This window comes from Citreicella sp. C3M06 (assembly GCF_018860705.1).
Taxonomy (GTDB): domain Bacteria; phylum Pseudomonadota; class Alphaproteobacteria; order Rhodobacterales; family Rhodobacteraceae; genus Salipiger.
In genome coordinates, this window is the sequence record NZ_JAHKQA010000081.1 from 42,752 (window position 1) to 62,359 (window position 19,608).

The window sequence follows — 19,608 nt, forward strand, 5'->3', positions numbered from 1 at the left end:
GCTCATATGCTGATCCCCCATCCGCTTCTTGGCCTTCGCGACGCGCAGGAATTCACCTATCTCGGCGATGCATCGCTGCTGAACCGGCCAGACACCGGCACCGATGCCGATCCCGAGGCGTTCTTTGCCTACACCCATCTGCGCGACAACCCGGCGGGGGTGCACCGCGAACTGTGGTTCCACGAGCAGGGCGACCGGTCTTGGCTGGTCGTGACCCGCAACACCCTCACGCATGAGATTCTAGGGGCCGAATTGGCCTCGGACGTGAAACGAGGCCTCGCATGACCCGCATTTCCGGCGGCCTGATCGACCGCAGCCGCACGCTGTCCTTCACCTTTGAGGGCAAGCGCTACGAAGGCCACCCCGGCGATACGCTGGCCTCGGCGCTGATGGCCAATGGCGTGCGTCTTGTCGGGCGCAGCTTCAAGTATCACCGCCCGCGCGGCATCTTTGCCGCTGGCAGCGAAGAGCCGAACGCGCTGGTTACCCTGCGCAGCGGCGCGCGGGCAGAGCCCAACACCCGCGCCACGACCATCGAGCTTTATGACGGGCTGGAGGCGGTCAGCCAGAACCGCTGGCCGTCGCTGGCCTTCGACGCGCTCGGGGTCAACGATCTGGCCTCGCCGTTCTTTGCTGCCGGGTTTTACTACAAGACCTTCATGTGGCCCAAAGCCTTCTGGGAAAAGCTCTACGAGCCGCTGATCCGCCGCGCGGCGGGGCTTGGAGCGCTTGGCGGCGAGCCCGACCCCGACGCCTATGACAAGGGCTTCCTGCATTGCGATCTGCTGATCATCGGCGGCGGCGCGACTGGGCTTGCGGCGGCGCTGACGGCGGGGCGCGCCGGGGCAAGCGTGATCCTTGCAGATGAGGATATGCGCCTTGGCGGGCGGCTGCTGATGGAAAGCCACGCGCTGAACGACGCGCCCGCCGTTGATTGGGTGCAAGGGATCGAGGCCGAGCTGGAGTCGCTGCCCAATGTGCGCATCCTGCGCCGCACGACGATCTTCGGCAGCTTCGATCATGGCATCTTTGGTGCGCTGGAACGGGTGGGCGACCATCTTCTGCGCCCCGAGACGGTGCGCCAGACGCTGTGGCGGATCACCGCGAAACGCTCGATCCTTGCCGCTGGTGCGACCGAGCGGCACATTCCCTTTGCGAGCAACGACCGCCCCGGCATCCTGCTGGGCGGCGCGCTGCGGGCCTATGTCAACCGCTGGGGTGTCACGCCGCAGGCCAAGGACAGCGACCGCATCGCCATCTTCACCGACAATGACGATGGCCACCGCACCGCCATCGACCTTGTGGCAAAGGGCATCCCGGTGCTGGCCGTCATCGATGCGCGTGAGGATGCGCAACGCCTTGGCGAGTACCAGCTGTACAAGGGCGCAACGGTGACCGGTACGCAGGGGCGGCTGGGCCTGTCCTCCATCGACATCACGCAGAATGGCCTTACCCGCACGCTGGAATGCGCGGTGCTGGGCGTCTCCGGGGGCTGGAACCCCAACCTGCATCTTGCCTCGCATCATCGGGGTCGCCCGGTCTGGTCGCAGGCGCATAGCGCCTTCCTTCCGCCAGAGGATCTGCCCCAAGGCATGGCTGTTGCAGGCGCCGCTGCCGGTCATGGCAGCACCCATGCCGCGCTGCGCAGCGGCGCGCAGATCGCCGCGCAGCTGTCGGAGTGCAAACCCGCCGAGCTGCCGCTGGCCGAAGACGCCCCGCATCGGCAGACCCCGCTGTGGCATGTGCCCGGCAAGACCCGCGCCTGGGTCGATTTCCAGAATGATGTCACCGTCAAGGATATCGCGCTGGCGCATCGCGAAAACATGCGCCCGGTCGAGCATCTCAAGCGTTGGACGACGCTTGGCATGGCGACCGATCAGGGCAAGACCGCGAATGTCACCGCGCTGGCGGTGATGGCCGAGCTGACGGGCAAGACCATCGCCCAGACCGGCACCACGATCTTTCGCCCGCCCTATACGCCGGTGGCGCTTGGCGCGCTTGGCGGCGGCGACAGTGGCGTGCATTTCCGCCCGACACGGCTGACGCCCACGCATCCCTTCGCGGTGCAACGCGGCGCGCCCTTCGTCGAGGTCGGGCAATGGCTGCGCGCGCAGTACTTCCCGCTCAAAGGGGAAACCCACTGGCGCGAAAGCGTCGACCGCGAAGTTCTGGCGGTGCGCAGCGGCGTCGGGCTGTGCGATGTCACCACGCTGGGCAAGATCGACGTGCAGGGTACCGATGCGGGCGACTTCCTGAACCGCATCTACTGCAACGCCATGGCCTCGCTCAAGGTCGGCAAGGTGCGCTATGGGCTGATGCTGCGAGAGGACGGATTCGCCTATGACGATGGCACCTGCGCCCGGCTTGGCGAGCAGCACTATGTCGTGACCACCACCACCGCCAACGCTGGGCTGGTCTATCGGCAGATGGAATTCGCCCGGCAATGCCTGTGGCCGGATCTGGATGTGCAGCTGATTTCCACCACCGACGCATGGGCGCAGATCGCCGTCGCCGGGCCGAAATCGCGCGAATTGCTGTCGCGCGTGGTCGAGGCGGATCTGTCCAACGAGGCCTTCCCCTTCATGGCCTGCGCCGAAACTCGTGTCTGCGGGCTGCGCGCACGGCTGTTCCGCATCTCTTTCTCGGGCGAGCTGGCCTATGAGATCGCCGTGCCGACCCGCTATGGCAACGCGCTGATGGCGCGACTGATGGAGGTCGGGGCTGATCTTGGCGTTACCCCCTATGGCACCGAGGCGCTCGGCGTGCTGCGCATCGAAAAGGGCCATGCGACCGGGGCGGAGCTGAACGGGCAGGCCTCGGCGCAGATGCTGGGCATGGGGCGGATGGTCAGCACCAAGAAGGACAGCATCGGCGCGGTGATGTCCCGGCGCGAGGGGCTGATGGCCGACACCCGCCGCCTTGTCGGGCTGATGCCGCAGGACCCGCAGGCGCGCATTCTTGCGGGGGGGCACCTGTTCGCACCAGAGGCCGAGCGCAAGACCGAGACCGATCTTGGCTGGGTCACCTCGGCCTGCTGGTCGCCGCATTTGAACAGCTACATCGCGCTGGGCTTTCTGACGGATGGCGAGGCGCGTCTGGGCGAGACCGTGATCGTCGCCAACCCGCTGGAGGGTGATGAGGCCCCCTGCAAGATCGTCTCGCCGCATTTCATCGACCCCGAAGGAGGCCGCCTGCGTGACTGACCTGACCCCGCTGTGCGCCCTTGGCGCGCCCGAGCCGCGGCGCACCGCCCGCGGCGCGCTGAGCCTGACAGAAAACCCCGACCTTGCGCTGGCGTCGCTGGCGCTACGGGCAGGGGGGGCGCAGCCCGCACCCTTTGGCCTGACGCTGCCGGGCCCGGGGGCGTTTAACGCCTCGGGCGAGGTGCTTGCCCTCTGGACAGGGCCCGGCCAATGGATGCTGGCGGCAGAGCGCAGCCCCGATGCCGATTTCGCCGCCGAGCTGCGCGCGCAGGCCCCCGGCTGCTCGATCACCGAACAGACCGGCGGCTGGTGCTGCGTCGAGATCGCCTCGGCCACAGGCGCTGCCCCGCTGGACCGGCTTCTGGAAAAACTGGTGAACCTGCCGCCGGCAGCACTTTGCCCGGGACGCGCTGCGCGCACGGGCTTGCATCACCTGAGCGTCTTCGTCATTCGTCGCAGCACGGACCGGCTGGCGGTGCTGGGCATGAGCTCGGCGGCGGGCAGCCTGTGGCACGCCCTCGACGCGGCGGCCCTCAGACTGGAGAGCTTTGCATGAGCAAGAGATTTGCGCTTACCGTGACCTGCCCCTCAACGCGGGGCATCGTCGCCGCCATCGCCGCCTTTCTGTCAGAGCAAGGCTGCAACATCACCGACAGCTCGCAATTCGACGATTTCGAGACGGGCAATTTCTTCATGCGCGTCAGCGTGATTTCCGAAACCGGCGCGACGCTGGACGAGCTGACGGCGCGCTTTGCCGATGTCGCCAGAACCCTCGGGATGACCTACGAATTCCACGACGAGGCGGTGAAGATGAAAGTCGTCATCATGGTCAGCCGCTTCGGCCATTGCCTGAACGATCTGCTGTACCGGGTGCGTATCGGCGCGCTGCCTATCGACATCGTGGCGGTGATCTCCAATCACATGGATTACCAGAAGGTCGTGGTGAACCATGATATCCCCTTCCATTGCATCCGCGTCACCAAGGAAAACAAGCCCGAGGCGGAAGCCCGCATCATGGAGGTGGTCGAGGAAGCCGGGGCCGAACTGATCGTGCTGGCGCGCTACATGCAGATCCTGTCGGATCAGATGTGCAAGGCGATGTCGGGGCGGATCATCAATATCCATCACTCCTTCCTGCCGTCGTTCAAGGGGGCCAATCCCTACAAGCAGGCGTTCGAACGCGGTGTGAAACTGATCGGGGCAACGTCGCATTACGTCACCGCCGATCTGGACGAAGGCCCGATCATCGAACAGGACACGGTGCGCGTGACCCATGCCCAATCGCCCGAGGATTACGTCTCCCTTGGCCGCGACGTCGAAGCGCAGGTGCTGGCGCGTGCCATTCACGCGCATATCCATCGCCGCGTATTCCTCAACGGCAACAAGACGGTGGTCTTCCCGGCCTCGCCCGGAAGTTACGCATCGGAACGGATGGGCTGAAGAAGGGGGCGCTGCCCCCGCCGCGCAAGCGCGACTCCCCCGGGATATTTTAGGCCAGAAGAAACCCGGCGCGCGGCGCGTTTGTCTTCTTCTGGCTCTAAGTATCCCGGGGGAAGGCCGCAAGGCCGTGGGGGCAGCGCCCCCATCCGACCCTGCGATCAGGCGCGGCTTCAGTCTGTCTCAGGTAGCATGCGCATAAGTCCAGTCAGGCATTCCTGCGCATAGCCCGCAGTCCTTGCAGTAATTTAGATTAAATAGGTAGTGTGAGCCGTCGGCTGCCAGCACTCGGGTCTCGATTGCCACGCTGTTGGTATAGAAGGTCTGGCAATTGCCGCAGTTGCGGCCTCTTTGTGCTTCTGCGGGGGAGGCAGCGCGACCAATATCGCCCTCGATCTCGATGTATAAATCGCGCGCTGTGATGGGCGGTTTGGGCGGATTCTGGCGCTCATCGGTGCCTTAAGAGCGAGGGTTCAGGCATTCTCTGCCTGCGGTGCCACGCAGATCGAGGGAGGCGCGAATCCGGCGACGCGCAGCGCGAGCGCCTCCGCCGTGCGGCGGCTGTCGGCTATGGCGGCGGCGACAGGGCCGCTTTGGCCAGTTGTATCGCAGATCGCGTAGGCATTGCCCATGGTGCCTGAGGTATCCGTCAGGCGCAGATAATCATGGGTCAACCCGCCCTCGAGCCTTTCCGGGGAGACTGCCTCGCCGATGCAGGGGACGACCATGTCGGCTGGCAGGGTCTTCTAAGGCGATCAGCGTCTTGTGCCCGTCCGACCTTGCGATCTTGCGCAGCGCGATGACTTCGACACCGGTGACCTTCGAGCCCTTCATGATCAGCCAGCTCACGGTGGCGTGGTCGATGATCTCGATGCCTTCTTCCAAGGCTTCCTCCAGCTTTCGCCGCACCGCGCGGATCAGATCGCCTGCTTCGGCTTGCGGTCCCGGAAGGCCGGAGGCGGTGAAAAAGTCACCCGTCTTGCTCCAGCGCTTCATCAGGCGGCACAGGTCTATCGTAGGTGAACGACGACGTCCTGCGCTTCGGGAAAGCGCCCGTGATTGATGAATTCGTGCAGCAGCGCCAGCCTCTCGCGGTAAGGCGATGGCGCTGCGCGTGCAACATCCCATGCCTTGCCGGGCTGACAGCCCGGAATAAGCAGGGCTGGTACATAACGCGTCTTGAAGTGACGCAGCGTCACTTTGCGCCCGAGCCTCTGGGGCCGGCGCCGAAGAGGGCCACCGTCGGCGCGTCCTTGGCGGGAACCGGCGCAGGATAGACCCAGCCTCGGGGCGCCGCCCCGTCACCAAGCCAGCGCGCCGTTGATCTCGGCATGGCTACAGGCCCTTTCGCAGGGGAGTGGAAAGACGCAAGGGGGATGCCGACACCAAGGATTTCCCTGCCTGCTTCCCGCATCAGCACGAACAATGCCTGCTGGTGCTCGCCTGCCGGGCAGGCAGCTTGACGTGCACATGTGCGAACCATTCGGTCGAGCGCCGGCTGCCGGTGTGAAAATCAAGCGATGCCCCGACATGGCCCGAGGCCCCGCGTGTCTGTTGATCGGCGATGTCAGCCCCTTCCTGCCGCTTGCCACCGCCGCGGTGTTCGCGAACAACGAATGGATTCGCGGAACCCGGAATGCCGATTGCGGCCATGAGGTGGTGAACATCTCGGGGCAGCCGGTGGCGTTGGCGACCCTCACATCCGGTCTGGCGCTTTCCATGGCCTGCCGGGCGGCCAGCGCCTCGCGGCAGCCCTGACAGGCGCGCAGCGCGAAGGGGGCACGTCGGTCCGCATGACCGGGGCGCCGCGCCTTTCGGCCCCAAAAGACGGAAAGGTTTGGCACATCAACCCGGTCTCGAAGGCGCCCGACGTCAGAAGATAGGCTGCGCTGACCTTTGCGCCCGTGATGCGATACTCTCTCCTGCGGTCACGCTGCGCAGAACCATATGCCCACATCAAGCCTTTGGCGTGACATTAGCGGCGATGCGCCGGGTGCATGCGGCTATCGACCCGCGAGGTCATCCCGGGGCGCCGTGCTGGCGGGGGCGAACCTTGCCTTTGCATGGGCGGCGATGCCCGCCGTGCTGAGGGTGGCCGAAATCCGCGACAGCTGCGGGCCAAGCGGGTTGGAGCGCCGCCAGACCATGCCGATGGTGCGGCGCGGCCTTGGCTCGGGCAGCTGCGCCACCGACACCTGCGCCGAGCGGGTTTCGATCGGCAGCGCAATCTCGGGCACCAGCGTCACGCCGATGCCCGCACCGACCATTTGCACGAGGGTGCTCAGCGACGAACCTTCCATCAGATCGCGCGCCACCGAGGGCGAGAGCTTGCAGAACGACAGCGCCTGATCGCGAAAGCAATGCCCTTCTTCGAGCAGCAGCAGGCGCATCTGTCTCAGCTCGGCCGGGTCGGGCACCGGCTTGCCGGCGTCTTCGGGGGCGCGCACCAGCACGAAATCCTCGTCGAACAGCGCCACTTCTTCCAGTGAGGGTTCCGAAATCGGCAGCGCCACGATGGCGGTGTCCAGCCGACCCGCCAGAAGGTCTTCGATCAGCCGCCCGGTGACGGCTTCGCGCGGCCGCAGATCGAGGCCGGGGTGCGCCTCGCCAAGGGCGGTGATGATGCCGGGCAGCAGATAGGGCGCAACCGTCGGGATCACGCCGATGCGCAGCCGCCCGGTCAGGCGCTGTTGCGAGGCGCGGGCAAGGTCGGCCAGATCGTCGACCGCGCTGAGAATGTCGCGCACGCGGGCGGCGAAATCCTCGCCCAGCCCGGTCAGCCGCATCTGCCGGGCGCCGCGTTCGACCAGCGGCGCGCCGACCAGCTCTTCGAGCTCTTTGATCTGCATCGACAGCGCGGGCTGGCTGATCGCGCAGCTTTCCGCCGCGCGGCCGAAATGACCCAAACGGGCGAGGGCGTCGAAATATTTCAGGTGGCGCATGGACAGGCTTATCATAAGCCCTGCTTATCGCGATGGTCAGAAAATGCAATTGGCTTTTATGGAGATGGCTTGCTAGAACGATTCCAGACAGTGACAGCCCGCGTGATCCGCGGCAGTTGCCATCTTACGAAGCAGACAGGACACGGGAGCGAGTTCATGAACAAGACCGTCGAAGGACAGATCAACGAAAGCGGACGCGGTGGCGGCAAATGCCCGGTGGCGCATGGTGGCATGACGGCCAGCGGCACCTCGGTGATGGACTGGTGGCCCAACGCGCTCAACCTCGACATCCTGCACCAGCAGGACAGCAAGACCAACCCGATGGGCGCGGATTACAACTATCGCGAGGCGCTCAAGGGTCTCGATTTCGATGCGTTCGAAGCGGATGTGCGCAAGTGTCTCGAGGAAAGCGTCGAGTGGTGGCCCGGTGACTGGGGCAGCTATCTTGGCATGATGGCGCGCGTGGCGTGGCACTCTGCCGGGTCCTACCGCCTCGCAGATGGCCGCGGTGGTGCCGGGACCGGCAACCAGCGCTTTGCGCCGCTCAACAGCTGGCCCGACAACGCCAACACCGACAAGGGCCGCCGCATCCTCTGGCCGGTCAAGAAGAAATACGGCAACAAGATCTCTTGGGCCGACCTGATGGTCTATGCCGGGACGGTCGCCTACCAGATGGCCGGTCTCAAGACCTTTGGCTTCGCCTTTGGCCGCGAAGACATCTGGCACCCCGAGAAAGACACCTACTGGGGTTCGGAAAAGGAATGGCTCGCGCCGTCCGACAACCGCTATGGCAGCGTCGACAAGCCCGATACGCTGGCCAACCCGCTGGCCGCCGTGCAGATGGGCCTGATCTACGTCAACCCCGAGGGCGTCAACGGCAATCCCGACCCGCTGGCCACCGCGCAGCACATGCGCGAGACCTTCGCCCGCATGGCGATGAACGACGAGGAAACCGTGGCGCTGACCGCGGGTGGCCACACCATCGGCAAATGCCATGGCGCCGCCAGCCCGGACAACATCGGTGCCGAGCCCGAAGCGGCCGGTCTCGAGGATCAGGGCCTTGGCTGGATGCCCAAGAAGGGCCGCGGCATTGGCCGTGACGTTCTGGCCGGCGGCCCCGAGGGCGCCTGGACTACGAACCCGACCCAGTGGGACATGGGCTATTTCGACATGCTCTTCGGCCATGAGTGGGAGCTGACCAAATCCCCCGCCGGTGCGCTGCAGTGGAAGCCGGTTGAGATCGCCGAAGAAGACATGCCGGTTGATGTCGAGGATGCCTCGATCAAGACCATGCCGATGATGACCGACGCCGACATGGCGCTGAAGATGGATCCGTCCTACCGTGCCATCTGCGAGCGGTTCATCGCCGACCCGGCGTATTTCTCGGACACGTTCGCCCGCGCCTGGTTCAAGCTGACGCACCGCGATCTTGGCCCGAAGTCGGTGTATTTCGGCCCCGATGTCCCGTCCGAAGATCTGATCTGGCAGGATCCGATCCCCGCAGGATCGACCGGCTATGACGTCGATGCGCTCAAGGCAAAGATCGCCGCGACCGGCATCCCGGCAGCAGAGCTGATCGCGACCGCATGGGACAGCGCGCGCACCTTCCGTGGCTCTGACCGTCGCGGCGGCGCCAACGGCGCGCGCATCCGGCTGGCCCCGCAAAAGGACTGGGCGGGCAACGAGCCGGCGCGTCTGGCCAAGGTTCTCGCGGCGCTCGAGCCCATCGCGGCCGAGGCTGGCGCATCGGTGGCGGATACCATCGTTCTGGCGGGCAACGTCGGTCTGGAACAGGCGCTCAAGGCCGGTGGCAATGACATTGCCGTGCCCTTCACGCCGGGCCGGGGCGATGCCACGCAAGAGCAGACCGACGCCGAAAGCTTCGAGCCGATGGAGCCGCTCGCCGACGGGTTCCGCAACTGGCAGAAGGAAGAGTATGTCGTCTCTCCCGAAGAGATGATGCTCGACCGGGCGCAGCTAATGGGTCTGACCGCGTCCGAGATGACGGTTCTGGTTGGGGGCATGCGCGTCATGAACACCAACCACGGTGGCAGCGCGCATGGCGTGTTCACCCAGACGCCCGGTGCGCTGACGCCGGACTTCTTCGATGTGATCACCGACATGGCCTACAGCTGGCATCCGGTTGCGGATGGCAGCTACGAGATCCGCAACCGCAAGAGCGGCGAGCGGGTCTACACCGCGACCCGCGCCGACCTTGTGTTCGGGTCGAACTCGGTGCTGCGCTCTTATGCAGAGGTCTACGCGCAAGATGACAACAAGGCGAAATTCGCCAGCGATTTCGTCGCCGCCTGGACCAAGGTGATGGATGCCGACCGGTTCGACGTGAAATACGCCTGATCCGGCAGGGCCGGGCGCTGCCCGGTCCCGTCCACGCCAGCCCCGTCCGTCCCCACCGGCGGGCGGGGCTTTTGTATCGCCGCCCTCAGCCAAGGCGCACGCCCTGCGTTTCTTCTGGCGACAAATATCCCCGCCGGAGGCATCCGACGGCATCACCCCGCACAGCAGTCGCACGGCGCGAGACGCCCGCGCCACGGGCGCGACGCAAAACGGCCCGCCCCACGGAAAATGGGGCGGGCCGAAACTGTTGACGTTGCAAGAATTCAGGCGGCGGCGCGGATCGCCGGAACCTCTTCGATGAATGTCCTGTGCAGCGCCTTGATCACCGGCTGCAGCAACTCGCGCTCCATGATGAACTGAACGTCGACGTTGCGCGGACCCTGGCTGGCGCCAAGCGCCTCCAGCCCTTCCTCGGCGATGGCCACGAGGCCGCGCTGCAGGCAGGACAAGCCGGCGAGGTCGCGCCCGATCACCGCCGCCATCGCCAGCGTCCGCGAGCCGATCCGGGCCGACGGGTAGATCTTGCGCAGATCTTTTTCGACCTTGCGCATCGCCGACAGCGAGCTGTCGACATAATGGGTGATGGTGTTGGCATTCGACACTTTCGACACGATGCGCACGTCATGGCGCGTCAGCACCTCAAGGATCGCGGCGTCGTATCCCTTGACCCCAACCATGTCCTGCTCGAACAGCTCAAGGGCGATGATATCAAGGCCGGTGACCATCTCGACAGCGGGCGTTTCCGCCGCTTCGTCGTCGATCAGCGTGCCGGGGTCCTGCGGCTCAAAGGCATTGGTGACGCGCAGCGGCACATCGGCCTGGCGCAGCGTCTTGGCGGCCTTGGGGTGGATGGCCTCCATGCCCATGTTCGACATCTGGTCGGCCACGTCGTAATTGGTCCGGCCCAGCTTGCGGGCGGCGCCATGGCCGACAAGGTTCGGGTCTGCCGAGGACAGGTGGAATTCCTTGTGGATGATCGCTTCACGCGCCTGCGTCAGCGACGCCAGCATCGAAAAGGTCACCTCGGAATAGCCCCGGTCGAATTCGCGCATCAGCCCTTCGGCGCATTGCGCATAACCCGTCACAATGGGCATTTCGAGCATCGGGTCGATGCCCTCCATCGCGCCAAGGATGCGCTGCTCGAGCGAGACATCGCCCTCGCCGCGCCAGCCGCTCAGGTCGACGAAACGGGCATTCACCCCGGCGCGCTGAAGCATCAGCACGGTGACGAACGCCGAATGCGCTTCGCCCATGCCCGACAGCAGCTCGCGCGTCTGAAGCATGTGCTCCGACAGGCGGAAATGGCCATACGAACAGACCCGCGCCAGATCGATCAGGCAGTTGCGCGCCCCGTCGATGCGGGTGCGCACGAAATCGGTCGCCTGCTCGATATCGGCGGGATGATCCAGCACTCTGGTATGCGCCTCGATCATCGCATCGCCAACGCGGTTGAGCGCGTCGTGCCAGCCATGGCTGTTGTCGGACGCGGCGAACTGGCCAAAGACGCCCGGCTCCCCGGTCTTCTTGTGTTCGAGCAGCAGGTTGGTGATACCGCCGAAGGCAGAGACCACGAAAATACGCCCGTAAAGGTCCGCACCTGTGCGCTCGCCGATCAGCAGGGTGTCCCGCAGCTCATGAACGCGGGACATGGATGTCCCGCCGATCTTTTCAACGGTATGCAATGCCATGGCTTACGCCACCTCCTCGGCCGGGGCGTAAGAGCCATCCTCGCGGTGCACCTCGGTGCCGGTCACCGGCGGGTTGAAGCAGCAGGCCATGTGCAGCTCTTCTTCGGCGCGCAGGATGTGCTTGTCGTGCAGGTTCAGCGCATACATGACGCCGGGCTTGATCTCGTGGGTCTCGCCGGTGGCGATGTCGGTGATCGAACCCTTGCCCGCCATGCAATACACCGATTCAAAGTGGTGCTTGTAATGGAAGGTATGTTCCGAGCCAGCCTCGAGCACGGTGATATGGAACGAAAAGCCCATGCCGTCCTGTGCCAGCAGCATCCGGGTGGATGTCCACTGGGCGTCGGCCACGTGCTTGTCGGTGTCTTTGAGCTTGTTGAAGTCGCGTACGATCATGATGAATTACTCCGCTGCGATTTTCATTGTGTCGGTAAGGGCGGCGCGGGTGGCGTCGCGCAGGATCTCGAACCCTGCCGCAAACTGCTCATCCGTGGTGGTCAGCGGTGCCAGCACCTTGACCACCTCGTCATGCGCGCCCGATGTTTCGATGATCAGGCCGCGCTTGAACGCCTCGGCGCAGATCGTTCCGGCCAGATCGCCCGAGCCGACGTCGACGCCGCGCATCAGGCCGCGACCCTTGAGGAACGCCCCGTCGATCATGTCGGCGATCGAGGTCAGGCCGGTTTCCACGGTGCGGGTCTTGTCCGTGAGGCTGTCCTGAAAGGCGCTGTCCTTCCAGAATTTCTCCAGCGCCACGCGGGCGGTGACAAAGGCATGGGTGTTGCCCCGGAAGGTGCCGTTATGCTCGGCGGGCTTCCAGATATCGTGCTGCGGTTTGACCAGCAGCGCGGCAAACGGCAGGCCAAAGCCGGACAGCGATTTCGCCAGCGGGATCAGGTCCGGCTCGATACCCATTTCCTCGAAGGAAAAGAACGTGCCGGTGCGGCCGATCCCGGCCTGAATGTCATCGAGGATCAGCAGCGCGCCATGCTTTTTCGCCAGCGCCGCGATGCCGCGCAGCCAGTCGGCAGAGGCAGCATTCAGGCCGCCTTCGCCCTGCACCGGCTCGATCAGGAATGCGGCGGGCGCATCAAGACCCGACGACGGGTTGTCGAGCATGAATTCGATCTGCTTGAGCGTATCGACATCGGGGCCGAAGGCGCCTTCGAAGGGCAGGTGGGTAACGCCCTGAAGCGGCATCCCGCCGCCGCCGCGCTTGCCGCTGTTGCCGGTTGCGGCCAGCGCGCCCATGGTCATGCCATGAAAGCCATTGGTGAAGGCGACGATGTTGTGACGGCCGGTGACCTTGCGGGCCAGCTTCATCGCCGCCTCGACGGCGTTGGTGCCGGTCGGGCCGACCATCATCACCTTGTGGTCCATGTTGCGCGGACGCAGGATGATCTCTTCGAAGGCGGTCAGAAAGGCTTCTTTCTGATCGGTGTGCATGTCGAGCCCGTGGGTCACGCCATCGGCCATCAGATGGTCGATCAACGCGGCCTTCATGTCGGGGTCGTTGTGGCCGTAGTTCAGCGACGAGCAACCGGCGAGAAAGTCGATGTACTCGCGGCCGGTATCATCGGTCAGGATCGAACCCTGCGCCTTGACGAAGCTGGTGGGGAACGAACGGCAGTAGGAGCGCGCTTCGCTTTCGCGGCGCGTATAGATATCGCGTGTCATGTCTTACGTCCTTTCGGGACTTGGGATCAGATAAATTTGGTCAACGGTGAGCGGCCCGCAGGGGCGTCCGGCGGGCGCTGGCGCTCAGGCGGCGCGCAGTTTGGCGGCCTGCTTGCGGGGCAACGTGACCGTCACCAGATGTTCGGTGTCGTGATGACCACCGAAGTGGTCTTCCTTGTGGTAATGCGGCGCGTCACTCAGATCGCCGCCAATGGTGCGGGCAAAGCTGCGGAACAGCCCCCACGAGGCAGCGTTGTCCTTGGTGATGGTGGTCTTGAGGGCGCGCGCCTCGGTGGTCTCGTCGCGGTTCACCAGATGCAGCAGCATCTGCTTGCCAAGACCAAGACCACGGGCCTGTTCACCGACCGCCACCTGCCAGACAAAGAACGTGTCTTCGTTGGGGATCATGTGACCCGAGATCCAGCCGACCACCTCGCCGTCAAGCTCGGCCACGACGCAGGTGTCGCGAAAGTGCTCTGCCTGTACGAGATTGCAGTACATCGAATTCTCGTCGAGCGGCTTGCACGCGCGCACGAGCTCCCAGATGGCGGCGCCATCGGTCTTCTCGGGCTTGCGGAGCGTCAGAGCATCCGCCGGGGCGGTGAAGCTGTCTTTCGGCATCGGTGTGCGTCCTCTCGTTTTCCTTTGATCAGTAAACTAATCGAGCGGCAGCAAAGTTTCAACCACCTAAGCATTTTTAGGCGAAATCCTGCATTGGCCCTTATTTTTATGGGGATATTGGGTGAAAATTCCACAATCTATTGAAAGTTTCTGCAATTAAATTATATTTAGGATCGTGAAATATTCAGTAGATGCTTAGCCACTTGAAGTATCCCGAACCATCAGGCACAAGGCAGCCTTCCCGCTTCAGGCCCGGCAATGGCAAGGTAACAGGTCCAATGGACAGAACGGATGACAGTTTGATCGCCCTCAGGCGCATTTTGCGCGCAACCGAGCTTTACGAACGCGACCTTGCAAGCGCTGCCGGGGTGACCCCGGCAAAGCTGCGGGTGATGCAGATCGTGCAGATGAAGGGCGGGCGCACCACGCCAAAGGCGCTGGCGCTGCAGATGGGCGTCAGTCAGGCCACGGTCACCGGGCTGGTCGACAAGCTGGTCAAGGATGGCATGGTCCGCCGCGCCCAGTCGGAAACCGACCGCAGGCAGATCAATGTCATGCTGGTGCCGGCGGGCGAGGCGGCGCTTGAAAAGGCGCCGGACGCCCTGCAGCAACGGTTCGTGCGCGAATTCGAGCGGCTCGAAGACTGGGAGCAGGCGCAGCTTCTGTCGTCGCTGGAACGGGTCGCAGCCATGCTGGATGCGCGCGACATCGACGCTTCGCCCGTGCTGACGGTCGGGGCCATCGGCGCGGCCTAAAGCAGCGCGCGGATCGGGGTCAGCAAATCCTTTTCGCGCAGCACGGGCACCGGGTAGGCCGGATCGTTGACCAGCAGCTCGAGCGTAAAGCCCGGTTCGATCTCGCCAAGCCGCTTGGCGGCACGCATCGCATCGTCGAGCCGTTCGCTGCGCGTGTACAACGCGATCAGACTGCGCAGCGCGGGGCGCGATTTCGGGCTGCCCCTCAGCGTCGTTTCGGCTGCGGCGATGGCATCGTCATAGCGCTCGCAGGACAGATTGATCAGCGCATGGCTGATATCCCACCAATGCCGGAACGGCGAGTACCGCACGATTTCAAGCGCATTGGATGACGCAGACAGCGCCGCCACCGGATCGCCGCAGGCCATATGCGCTTCTGCCAGCGCCTTCCAAGCGTAGGGGGAATGCGGGTTGCCCGCCACGGATCGGCGCGCAAGATCCATTCCCCCGCTGACATCGCCGCCAATTGTCGAGACCGTCTTCGACACCAGTGCCTGAACCAGCGGGTTGGACGCATCGCTGCGCAAGGCCTGCAGGCTCAGCTCGGTGATCTGTTCTTGCAGGGCCTTGGTGTCGGGCTCAAGTTTTTCGATCAGCTGGGTCAGGCGGGCCATGCCGTGCCACGCGAGGTAGACGCCGCTGTGATCCAGCCGGTACGCCTTTTCGAACAAGGCACAGGCCTTGCGCGTCTCGTCGCGCTCAAAGCCGAAAAGCCGTTTCAACGCCAGCCGGGACAATGCCGTGGCCCGCGCTTCGGGCCGGTTCAGGCCAAGCGCTTGCGGCAACCGCGACAGCACGCGCTCGGCGCTTTGATAGATCAGACGCGACAGCTCGGGCGTGGATTGCCGCAACTGGTCATCGTCGCTTAGCGGATGGGTTTCGCTCAGCAGGATCTCACCGGTGCGCAGGTCTATCGCCCGGACAAAGGCCGCGCGAGTATAATCGGCACGCGACAGGTTGCACGACAGCAGCACGTCGCAATCTGGTAGCGGTTTGCCGACACTGCCGGTGTCGGCCTGTCGCCAGGCGCGCACCTGTTCGATGATGCTGCCTGCGATCCCGTCGGCGGTATACTCGGCAAGCAGCCTGTCGCTCGGCGCGGTCGACTGATCAAACACGCAGCGGATGGCAACGCCGCGCTCTGACTGTCGCACCGCAAGCAGGCCGCGGTCACGCCATGTGGCGCGTTCCTGCTGCAGCCATGCCGAGAATGCCGGGTCGCGCGGCTCGAGCCCCGGCAGCAGTTCCATCCCAGACCCGTTCGGCTGCGCGGCGTCGAACAGATCGACCGTCACGCGTGAGGAATCCAGCGCCACCTCTTCGCCGTCGCATAGTAGGATGCCGGAGCAGGGGCCAAGCATCTTTCGCAGCTTGCGCAGCGCCTGGCGCAGGTTGGCCGAGGCCTGTTCGTCGCGGAAAGTGCTCCACAGGTGGCGCGCCAGCCAGCGGCGCGAGCGGCGTTGATCCGGGGCAAGGGCAAGCATCGCGATGATGCCCTGATTTTTTGCGCCGGTCAGGGTCAATTCCTGACCGTCGGCGCAGGTTATACGAAATTTTCCAAGAAGTTCGATTCGAATGGTCGCAGCGGGGTCGCGCATGGCTTTGGTCCCGTCATCAGAAAACATGATACTATCTGGACTCTGCAATCAGAATAATATCGCACACAGTCAAAAAGCCGCATATAATTATACAGCGCACGACCAAAGGTTGACGTGAAGCAGCTTGAAGCTCAAGCTGTATTCGGAGGAGGAGCGGACGATTCACTCAAAATAGCAAAAAGGCCTCGGCGACGAGACCTTCCGGCGCAACTGGCGGTTGTTTTCGCCAAGGCTGCGTGGGCCGCTCTGGATCGTCCTCATTTGTCTCAACGCGCCGTCATTGTCGATCCGTCGGCAAGGACCACAGGGTAACGAGTAGGGCAGACGGTCGTCTGCCTTTTGGTGACAAGTGCGCCGGGGTCCGCGTGGCCCCGGCTACTTTTTTGGCTCCGGATGACAGGGATCAAGGCGCAGGAAAACTCGCCGCGCCATGCTCTCCCAAAGCTTCGGGAGGAAATCATGCTGTGCCGTTTCATGCTTGCCGTGGTGCTTGGCGTCACGGCGTCTGTTGCCACCGCGCAGGACGCCGATATTGGTCGGGCGCTGTACCAGCGTCATTGCGCCACCTGCCACGGGCTTGAGGGGCGCGGCGAAGGCCCGATGGCCGGGGCGATGGTCATCAAGCCGGTCAACCTGACCGAGCTGTTGATCCGCAACGGCGGAGTGTTCCCGATGGAGCGGGTCGTGATGCGCATCGACGGGCGCGATCCGCTGGTCAGCCACGGCTCGCCCATGCCGGTCTATGGCGATTATTTCGAGCGCGCTTTTGACGTTCCGATCAAGACACCCTCCGGCCAGCCGCTGCTGGCCTCGCGCGCGGTGATCGATCTTGTGGCTTATCTCTACGAGCTTCAGCGCATCGAAGAGTGATCTAGCGGCAGATTCCCTCGCGCTGGATGCCGCGCCACGGCACGATCACTTCGGGGGCGTCGAGCGCCGCATCGAGCCGGGCAATCGGCATCTCCGCCCCGATCATCGCCCGCAGCCTCTGTGTGCGCGGCGCGCCCGGATCAAGCACGTGGCAGCAGACGTATTCCTCGACGATGGCGCCTTGCTGCTCGTAGCCATGATCGAGAAAACGCGACATCTCGCCCGTGTCGAACAGGTAGGGATCGCGGGATTGGCCATGTTCGGTAATTGCCTTCAGCGGGGTGTAGCCGGTGCGTTTCCGGTTTTGCCATTGCCAGACATGCGTCGCCTCATGCGCCAGCAGCATGGCATCCAGCAGGTCGATCCGTTTCGGATAGTCGGGCATGAAATCGCGCCGATACAGATCCTTGCGATAAAACACCCGCTGGAACACGGTCATCGCACCGGGAGAAACCGTCACGGTTTCGCCCTGCGAAGGGGGCCAGATCCGTTCCATGCAGGTCAGGCGCGGGCGGATGGGCCGCTGATAGGTCACCGATCCCAGCGCCAGCCCGTCGTGAAACCTGATTCGCGAGGTGTCGAGCCTGTCGCCCTGAATGGCGTTCAGAAATGCGGTTTCGTTCGGCGTCAGGGTGCGGCCGCAGGCAGCAAGGAACAGCAGGGCAAAAAGGATCAGTCGCATCCGCGCAGCAAAGCCTGCCCGCCGCCGGTGTGCAAGTCACCGCAGCGTGACGACATCGGTGGTCGGCATCGTTCCCGAGATTTCGAGGATCAGCTTGCGTTTTACCGCCTCGGCGAAATGCTCGCGGCTCGAGGCGGTGACGACAAAAGCTCCCATGCCGCCGATGATGCGATCCTCGTAGATCTGCGCAAGGTTGGAATCGAGACTGCCTTCGCGCAGAATCGGCAGGGCGTTGATGGTGATGCCGCTGGCAAGCACCTCGTCGCGGGCCTCTTCGATGCCAGGGCCGCTGAAATTGCCGATGCTGTCACCCGAGAAATCGATGACCTTGCGCCAGCCGTCGATGTCATTGCGCTCGATCAGCGCCTTGCCGGTCAGCAGCGCGTGGCCGATGGCATTGCGGCCAAAGGCCATGCGCGGGCTGTCGAGCAATTGCGCGGCAAAGCTTGCGGCATCCTCGGGGCCCCGGATCCGCATCCATGTCACCACCTGTCCCTGATTGGCGGCCCATTCCACATAGGTCACGGCGATCTCGCCATAGGCGGTTCTGGAGATGGCGCCCAGCACCTCGGGATCCTGCATCGCTTGCGCATAGCCTTCGCGCTGGAACATCAGCTCGCTCTGGGTGATCGAGCCGGAAGCATCGGCCAGCAACACCAGTTCAAGGTCGGTGTCCTGCGCCTGCGCGGCGCTGGACAGAACGGCACTGGTCAGAAGGGCAAGGGCGAGGACAAAGGCAAGGCGCATGGTCGATCTCCGGGCTGCTTGACCAAGGCTAACCGGCCCGGCCCGCTGCCCGCATCGCTTCTGTGCCGTACTGACGCGAACGTGAGCGGTTTTTGCCTACCACGCCTCGCTCTCGAGCAGCCAGTGGTGCACCGCCTCGGCGGTGGCGTCATAGGCCGCGCGGCCAAGCGCCTCTCCGGCGGCGGTGTGCTTGCCGACAAAGGCGTGTTCTCCGGGCGGGGCGGCGACAGCGATGCAATCGGTGCCCGTGCCGGTGGCGCGCCCGGTTGGCAGTTCCACGCCCGCGTCGAGCACGGCAGCGGTGCGCGCCTCGGCGACAAGGCTGAGCGCTTCGATCAGGGCAACGTCTGACAGCGGCTGGCTGAGACGCAGGGCGATGTTGATGGTACCCCAATCCTTCCACGTTCGCGGCAGGCGGGTGCCGATGCGCTCGGCATTGCTAAGCCCGGCGGTGACCATGGCCGTGGCGGTGGTGTCTTCGACCGTTGCCTTGCGGCGCACATGGGCCGAGAGCTTGCGCGAGGTGAGAAAACACACCTCATCCTGCGCCCCGATGGCCGTCAGCTCTCCGCGCAGCCACGCAAATGCATCCAGCTCGGGCGTCAGATCGGCATCGCGCACCTCACGCCAGAGGATCCTTTGCGCATCCCGGAAGCCGCCGTTATGCGGCGCAAAGCTGAGAACGCGGTGCGGGGCGCCGAGGGGAAAGGTGAGCCAGGGAGGAGGGAGCATGACGGCCCTTATCTGAGCGATGTTCCGGCGGGTATCGCTGTGAATATACAGACGGGCCCCGAGGATCGAGGCATAAATCGCCGAGTCGGTCTTTGCGCCGGAAGTGCGCTCACAGCCATTATTCAGCCCTGCCAACTGTATTGCGGGCGATACGATTCTTATCCTGCGAAGCGGTCGCACCCTGTGGATCGCCGCCGCCGATGCGTTCGGTATCGTCAAGGCCCATGCCCTTGTCGAAGGCAACAAGTGCACAGCCTTCATGAGGGCGGTGACGTTCCTGAGGACGTTGTTGCACATA

Annotated in this window: 20 protein-coding genes; 8 read left to right on the forward strand and 12 right to left on the reverse strand. The window is 64.4% G+C overall.

Annotation, left to right across the window (positions count from 1 at the left end; genetic code table 11):
- Nucleotides 1-6: 6 nt before the first annotated feature.
- From KO516_RS19740 to purU, 4 genes are read left to right on the forward strand one after another with little or no spacing between them, the layout of a single operon-like run.
- Nucleotides 7-285 carry a sarcosine oxidase subunit delta gene (locus KO516_RS19740; protein ID WP_216005509.1) on the forward strand — a complete coding sequence of 93 codons (279 nt, stop codon included), beginning with the start codon at nt 7-9 and terminating at the stop codon, nt 283-285.
- On the forward strand, nt 282-3,203 hold the full coding sequence (locus tag KO516_RS19745) for a sarcosine oxidase subunit alpha family protein (RefSeq protein WP_216005510.1): 2,922 nt from the start codon (nt 282-284) through the stop codon (nt 3,201-3,203). Before KO516_RS19740 ends, KO516_RS19745 begins: the two co-directional genes overlap by 4 nt.
- Nucleotides 3,196-3,759: a sarcosine oxidase subunit gamma gene (locus KO516_RS19750; protein ID WP_216005511.1), complete on the forward strand. Its 564-nt coding sequence runs from the start codon at nt 3,196-3,198 to the stop codon at nt 3,757-3,759. Before KO516_RS19745 ends, KO516_RS19750 begins: the two co-directional genes overlap by 8 nt.
- Nucleotides 3,756-4,643 (forward strand): formyltetrahydrofolate deformylase, encoded by an 888-nt coding sequence (gene purU, locus KO516_RS19755; RefSeq protein ID WP_216005512.1) that lies wholly within the window; start codon nt 3,756-3,758, stop codon nt 4,641-4,643. The genes KO516_RS19750 and purU overlap by 4 nt, the downstream gene beginning before the upstream one ends.
- A 470-nt stretch (nt 4,644-5,113) precedes the next feature.
- Here the strand turns inward: purU and KO516_RS19760 are convergent, their stop codons facing one another.
- Together KO516_RS19760 and KO516_RS19765 are read right to left on the reverse strand one after the other, a co-directional pair.
- Nucleotides 5,114-5,314 (reverse strand): hypothetical protein, encoded by a 201-nt coding sequence (locus KO516_RS19760; protein WP_216005513.1) that lies wholly within the window; start codon nt 5,312-5,314, stop codon nt 5,114-5,116.
- Nucleotides 5,304-5,636, reverse strand: a complete 333-nt coding sequence (locus tag KO516_RS19765; RefSeq protein ID WP_216005514.1) for a hypothetical protein — start codon at nt 5,634-5,636, stop codon at nt 5,304-5,306. Before KO516_RS19765 ends, KO516_RS19760 begins: the two co-directional genes overlap by 11 nt.
- 534 nt (nt 5,637-6,170) lie before the next feature.
- On the opposite strand from KO516_RS19765, the gene KO516_RS19770 reads away from it, so the two are divergent.
- Entirely contained in the window at nt 6,171-6,398 is a 228-nt protein-coding gene (locus tag KO516_RS19770) for a hypothetical protein (protein ID WP_216005515.1), read from the forward strand.
- Nucleotides 6,399-6,643: 245 nt separating this feature from the next.
- Here KO516_RS19770 and KO516_RS19775 read toward each other — a convergent pair whose 3' ends face one another.
- Nucleotides 6,644-7,597, reverse strand: a complete 954-nt coding sequence (locus tag KO516_RS19775; protein ID WP_216005516.1) for a hydrogen peroxide-inducible genes activator — start codon at nt 7,595-7,597, stop codon at nt 6,644-6,646.
- Nucleotides 7,598-7,738: 141 nt separating this feature from the next.
- On the opposite strand from KO516_RS19775, the gene katG reads away from it, so the two are divergent.
- A complete protein-coding gene (katG, locus tag KO516_RS19780; RefSeq protein WP_216005517.1) occupies nt 7,739-9,940 on the forward strand; it encodes a catalase/peroxidase HPI in 2,202 nt (733 codons plus the stop codon).
- A gap of 263 nt (nt 9,941-10,203) precedes the next feature.
- Here katG and KO516_RS19785 read toward each other — a convergent pair whose 3' ends face one another.
- The 4 genes from KO516_RS19785 to ectA form a co-directional block, all read right to left on the reverse strand.
- Nucleotides 10,204-11,628: an aspartate kinase gene (locus tag KO516_RS19785; protein WP_216005518.1), complete on the reverse strand. Its 1,425-nt coding sequence runs from the start codon at nt 11,626-11,628 to the stop codon at nt 10,204-10,206.
- A gap of 3 nt (nt 11,629-11,631) precedes the next feature.
- Entirely contained in the window at nt 11,632-12,024 is a 393-nt protein-coding gene (locus KO516_RS19790; protein WP_216005519.1) for an ectoine synthase, read from the reverse strand.
- Nucleotides 12,025-12,030: 6 nt separating this feature from the next.
- On the reverse strand, nt 12,031-13,305 hold the full coding sequence (gene ectB / locus KO516_RS19795) for a diaminobutyrate--2-oxoglutarate transaminase (RefSeq protein WP_216005520.1): 1,275 nt from the start codon (nt 13,303-13,305) through the stop codon (nt 12,031-12,033).
- An 84-nt stretch (nt 13,306-13,389) separates the two neighbouring features.
- Complete coding sequence (gene ectA / locus KO516_RS19800) at nt 13,390-13,926, reverse strand: diaminobutyrate acetyltransferase (protein WP_216005521.1); 537 nt, start codon at nt 13,924-13,926, stop codon at nt 13,390-13,392.
- A gap of 278 nt (nt 13,927-14,204) precedes the next feature.
- On the opposite strand from ectA, the gene KO516_RS19805 reads away from it, so the two are divergent.
- A complete protein-coding gene (locus KO516_RS19805; RefSeq protein WP_216005522.1) occupies nt 14,205-14,681 on the forward strand; it encodes a MarR family winged helix-turn-helix transcriptional regulator in 477 nt (158 codons plus the stop codon).
- Here the strand turns inward: KO516_RS19805 and KO516_RS19810 are convergent.
- Entirely contained in the window at nt 14,678-16,279 is a 1,602-nt protein-coding gene (locus KO516_RS19810) for a transcriptional regulator (RefSeq protein ID WP_216005523.1), read from the reverse strand. The two genes, KO516_RS19805 and KO516_RS19810, sit on opposite strands and share 4 nt — an antisense overlap.
- Before the next feature lie 459 nt (nt 16,280-16,738).
- Between KO516_RS19810 and KO516_RS19815 the strand changes: the two genes are divergently transcribed.
- On the forward strand, nt 16,739-17,149 hold the full coding sequence (locus KO516_RS19815; protein ID WP_252737724.1) for a cytochrome c: 411 nt from the start codon (nt 16,739-16,741) through the stop codon (nt 17,147-17,149).
- Between the two features lies 1 nt (nt 17,150).
- Here the strand turns inward: KO516_RS19815 and KO516_RS19820 are convergent, their stop codons facing one another.
- From KO516_RS19820 to KO516_RS19835, 4 genes are all read right to left on the reverse strand, one after another.
- Nucleotides 17,151-17,831 carry a hypothetical protein gene (locus tag KO516_RS19820; protein ID WP_216005524.1) on the reverse strand — a complete coding sequence of 227 codons (681 nt, stop codon included), beginning with the start codon at nt 17,829-17,831 and terminating at the stop codon, nt 17,151-17,153.
- Between the two features lie 36 nt (nt 17,832-17,867).
- A complete protein-coding gene (locus tag KO516_RS19825; RefSeq protein WP_216005525.1) occupies nt 17,868-18,578 on the reverse strand; it encodes a DUF1194 domain-containing protein in 711 nt (236 codons plus the stop codon).
- 96 nt (nt 18,579-18,674) lie between these two features.
- Entirely contained in the window at nt 18,675-19,310 is a 636-nt protein-coding gene (locus KO516_RS19830) for an adenosylcobinamide amidohydrolase (RefSeq protein WP_216005526.1), read from the reverse strand.
- 118 nt (nt 19,311-19,428) lie between these two features.
- Nucleotides 19,429-19,608, reverse strand: a 180-nt coding sequence (locus KO516_RS19835; RefSeq protein WP_216005527.1) for a hypothetical protein, incomplete at its 5' end; no start/stop codon positions are given.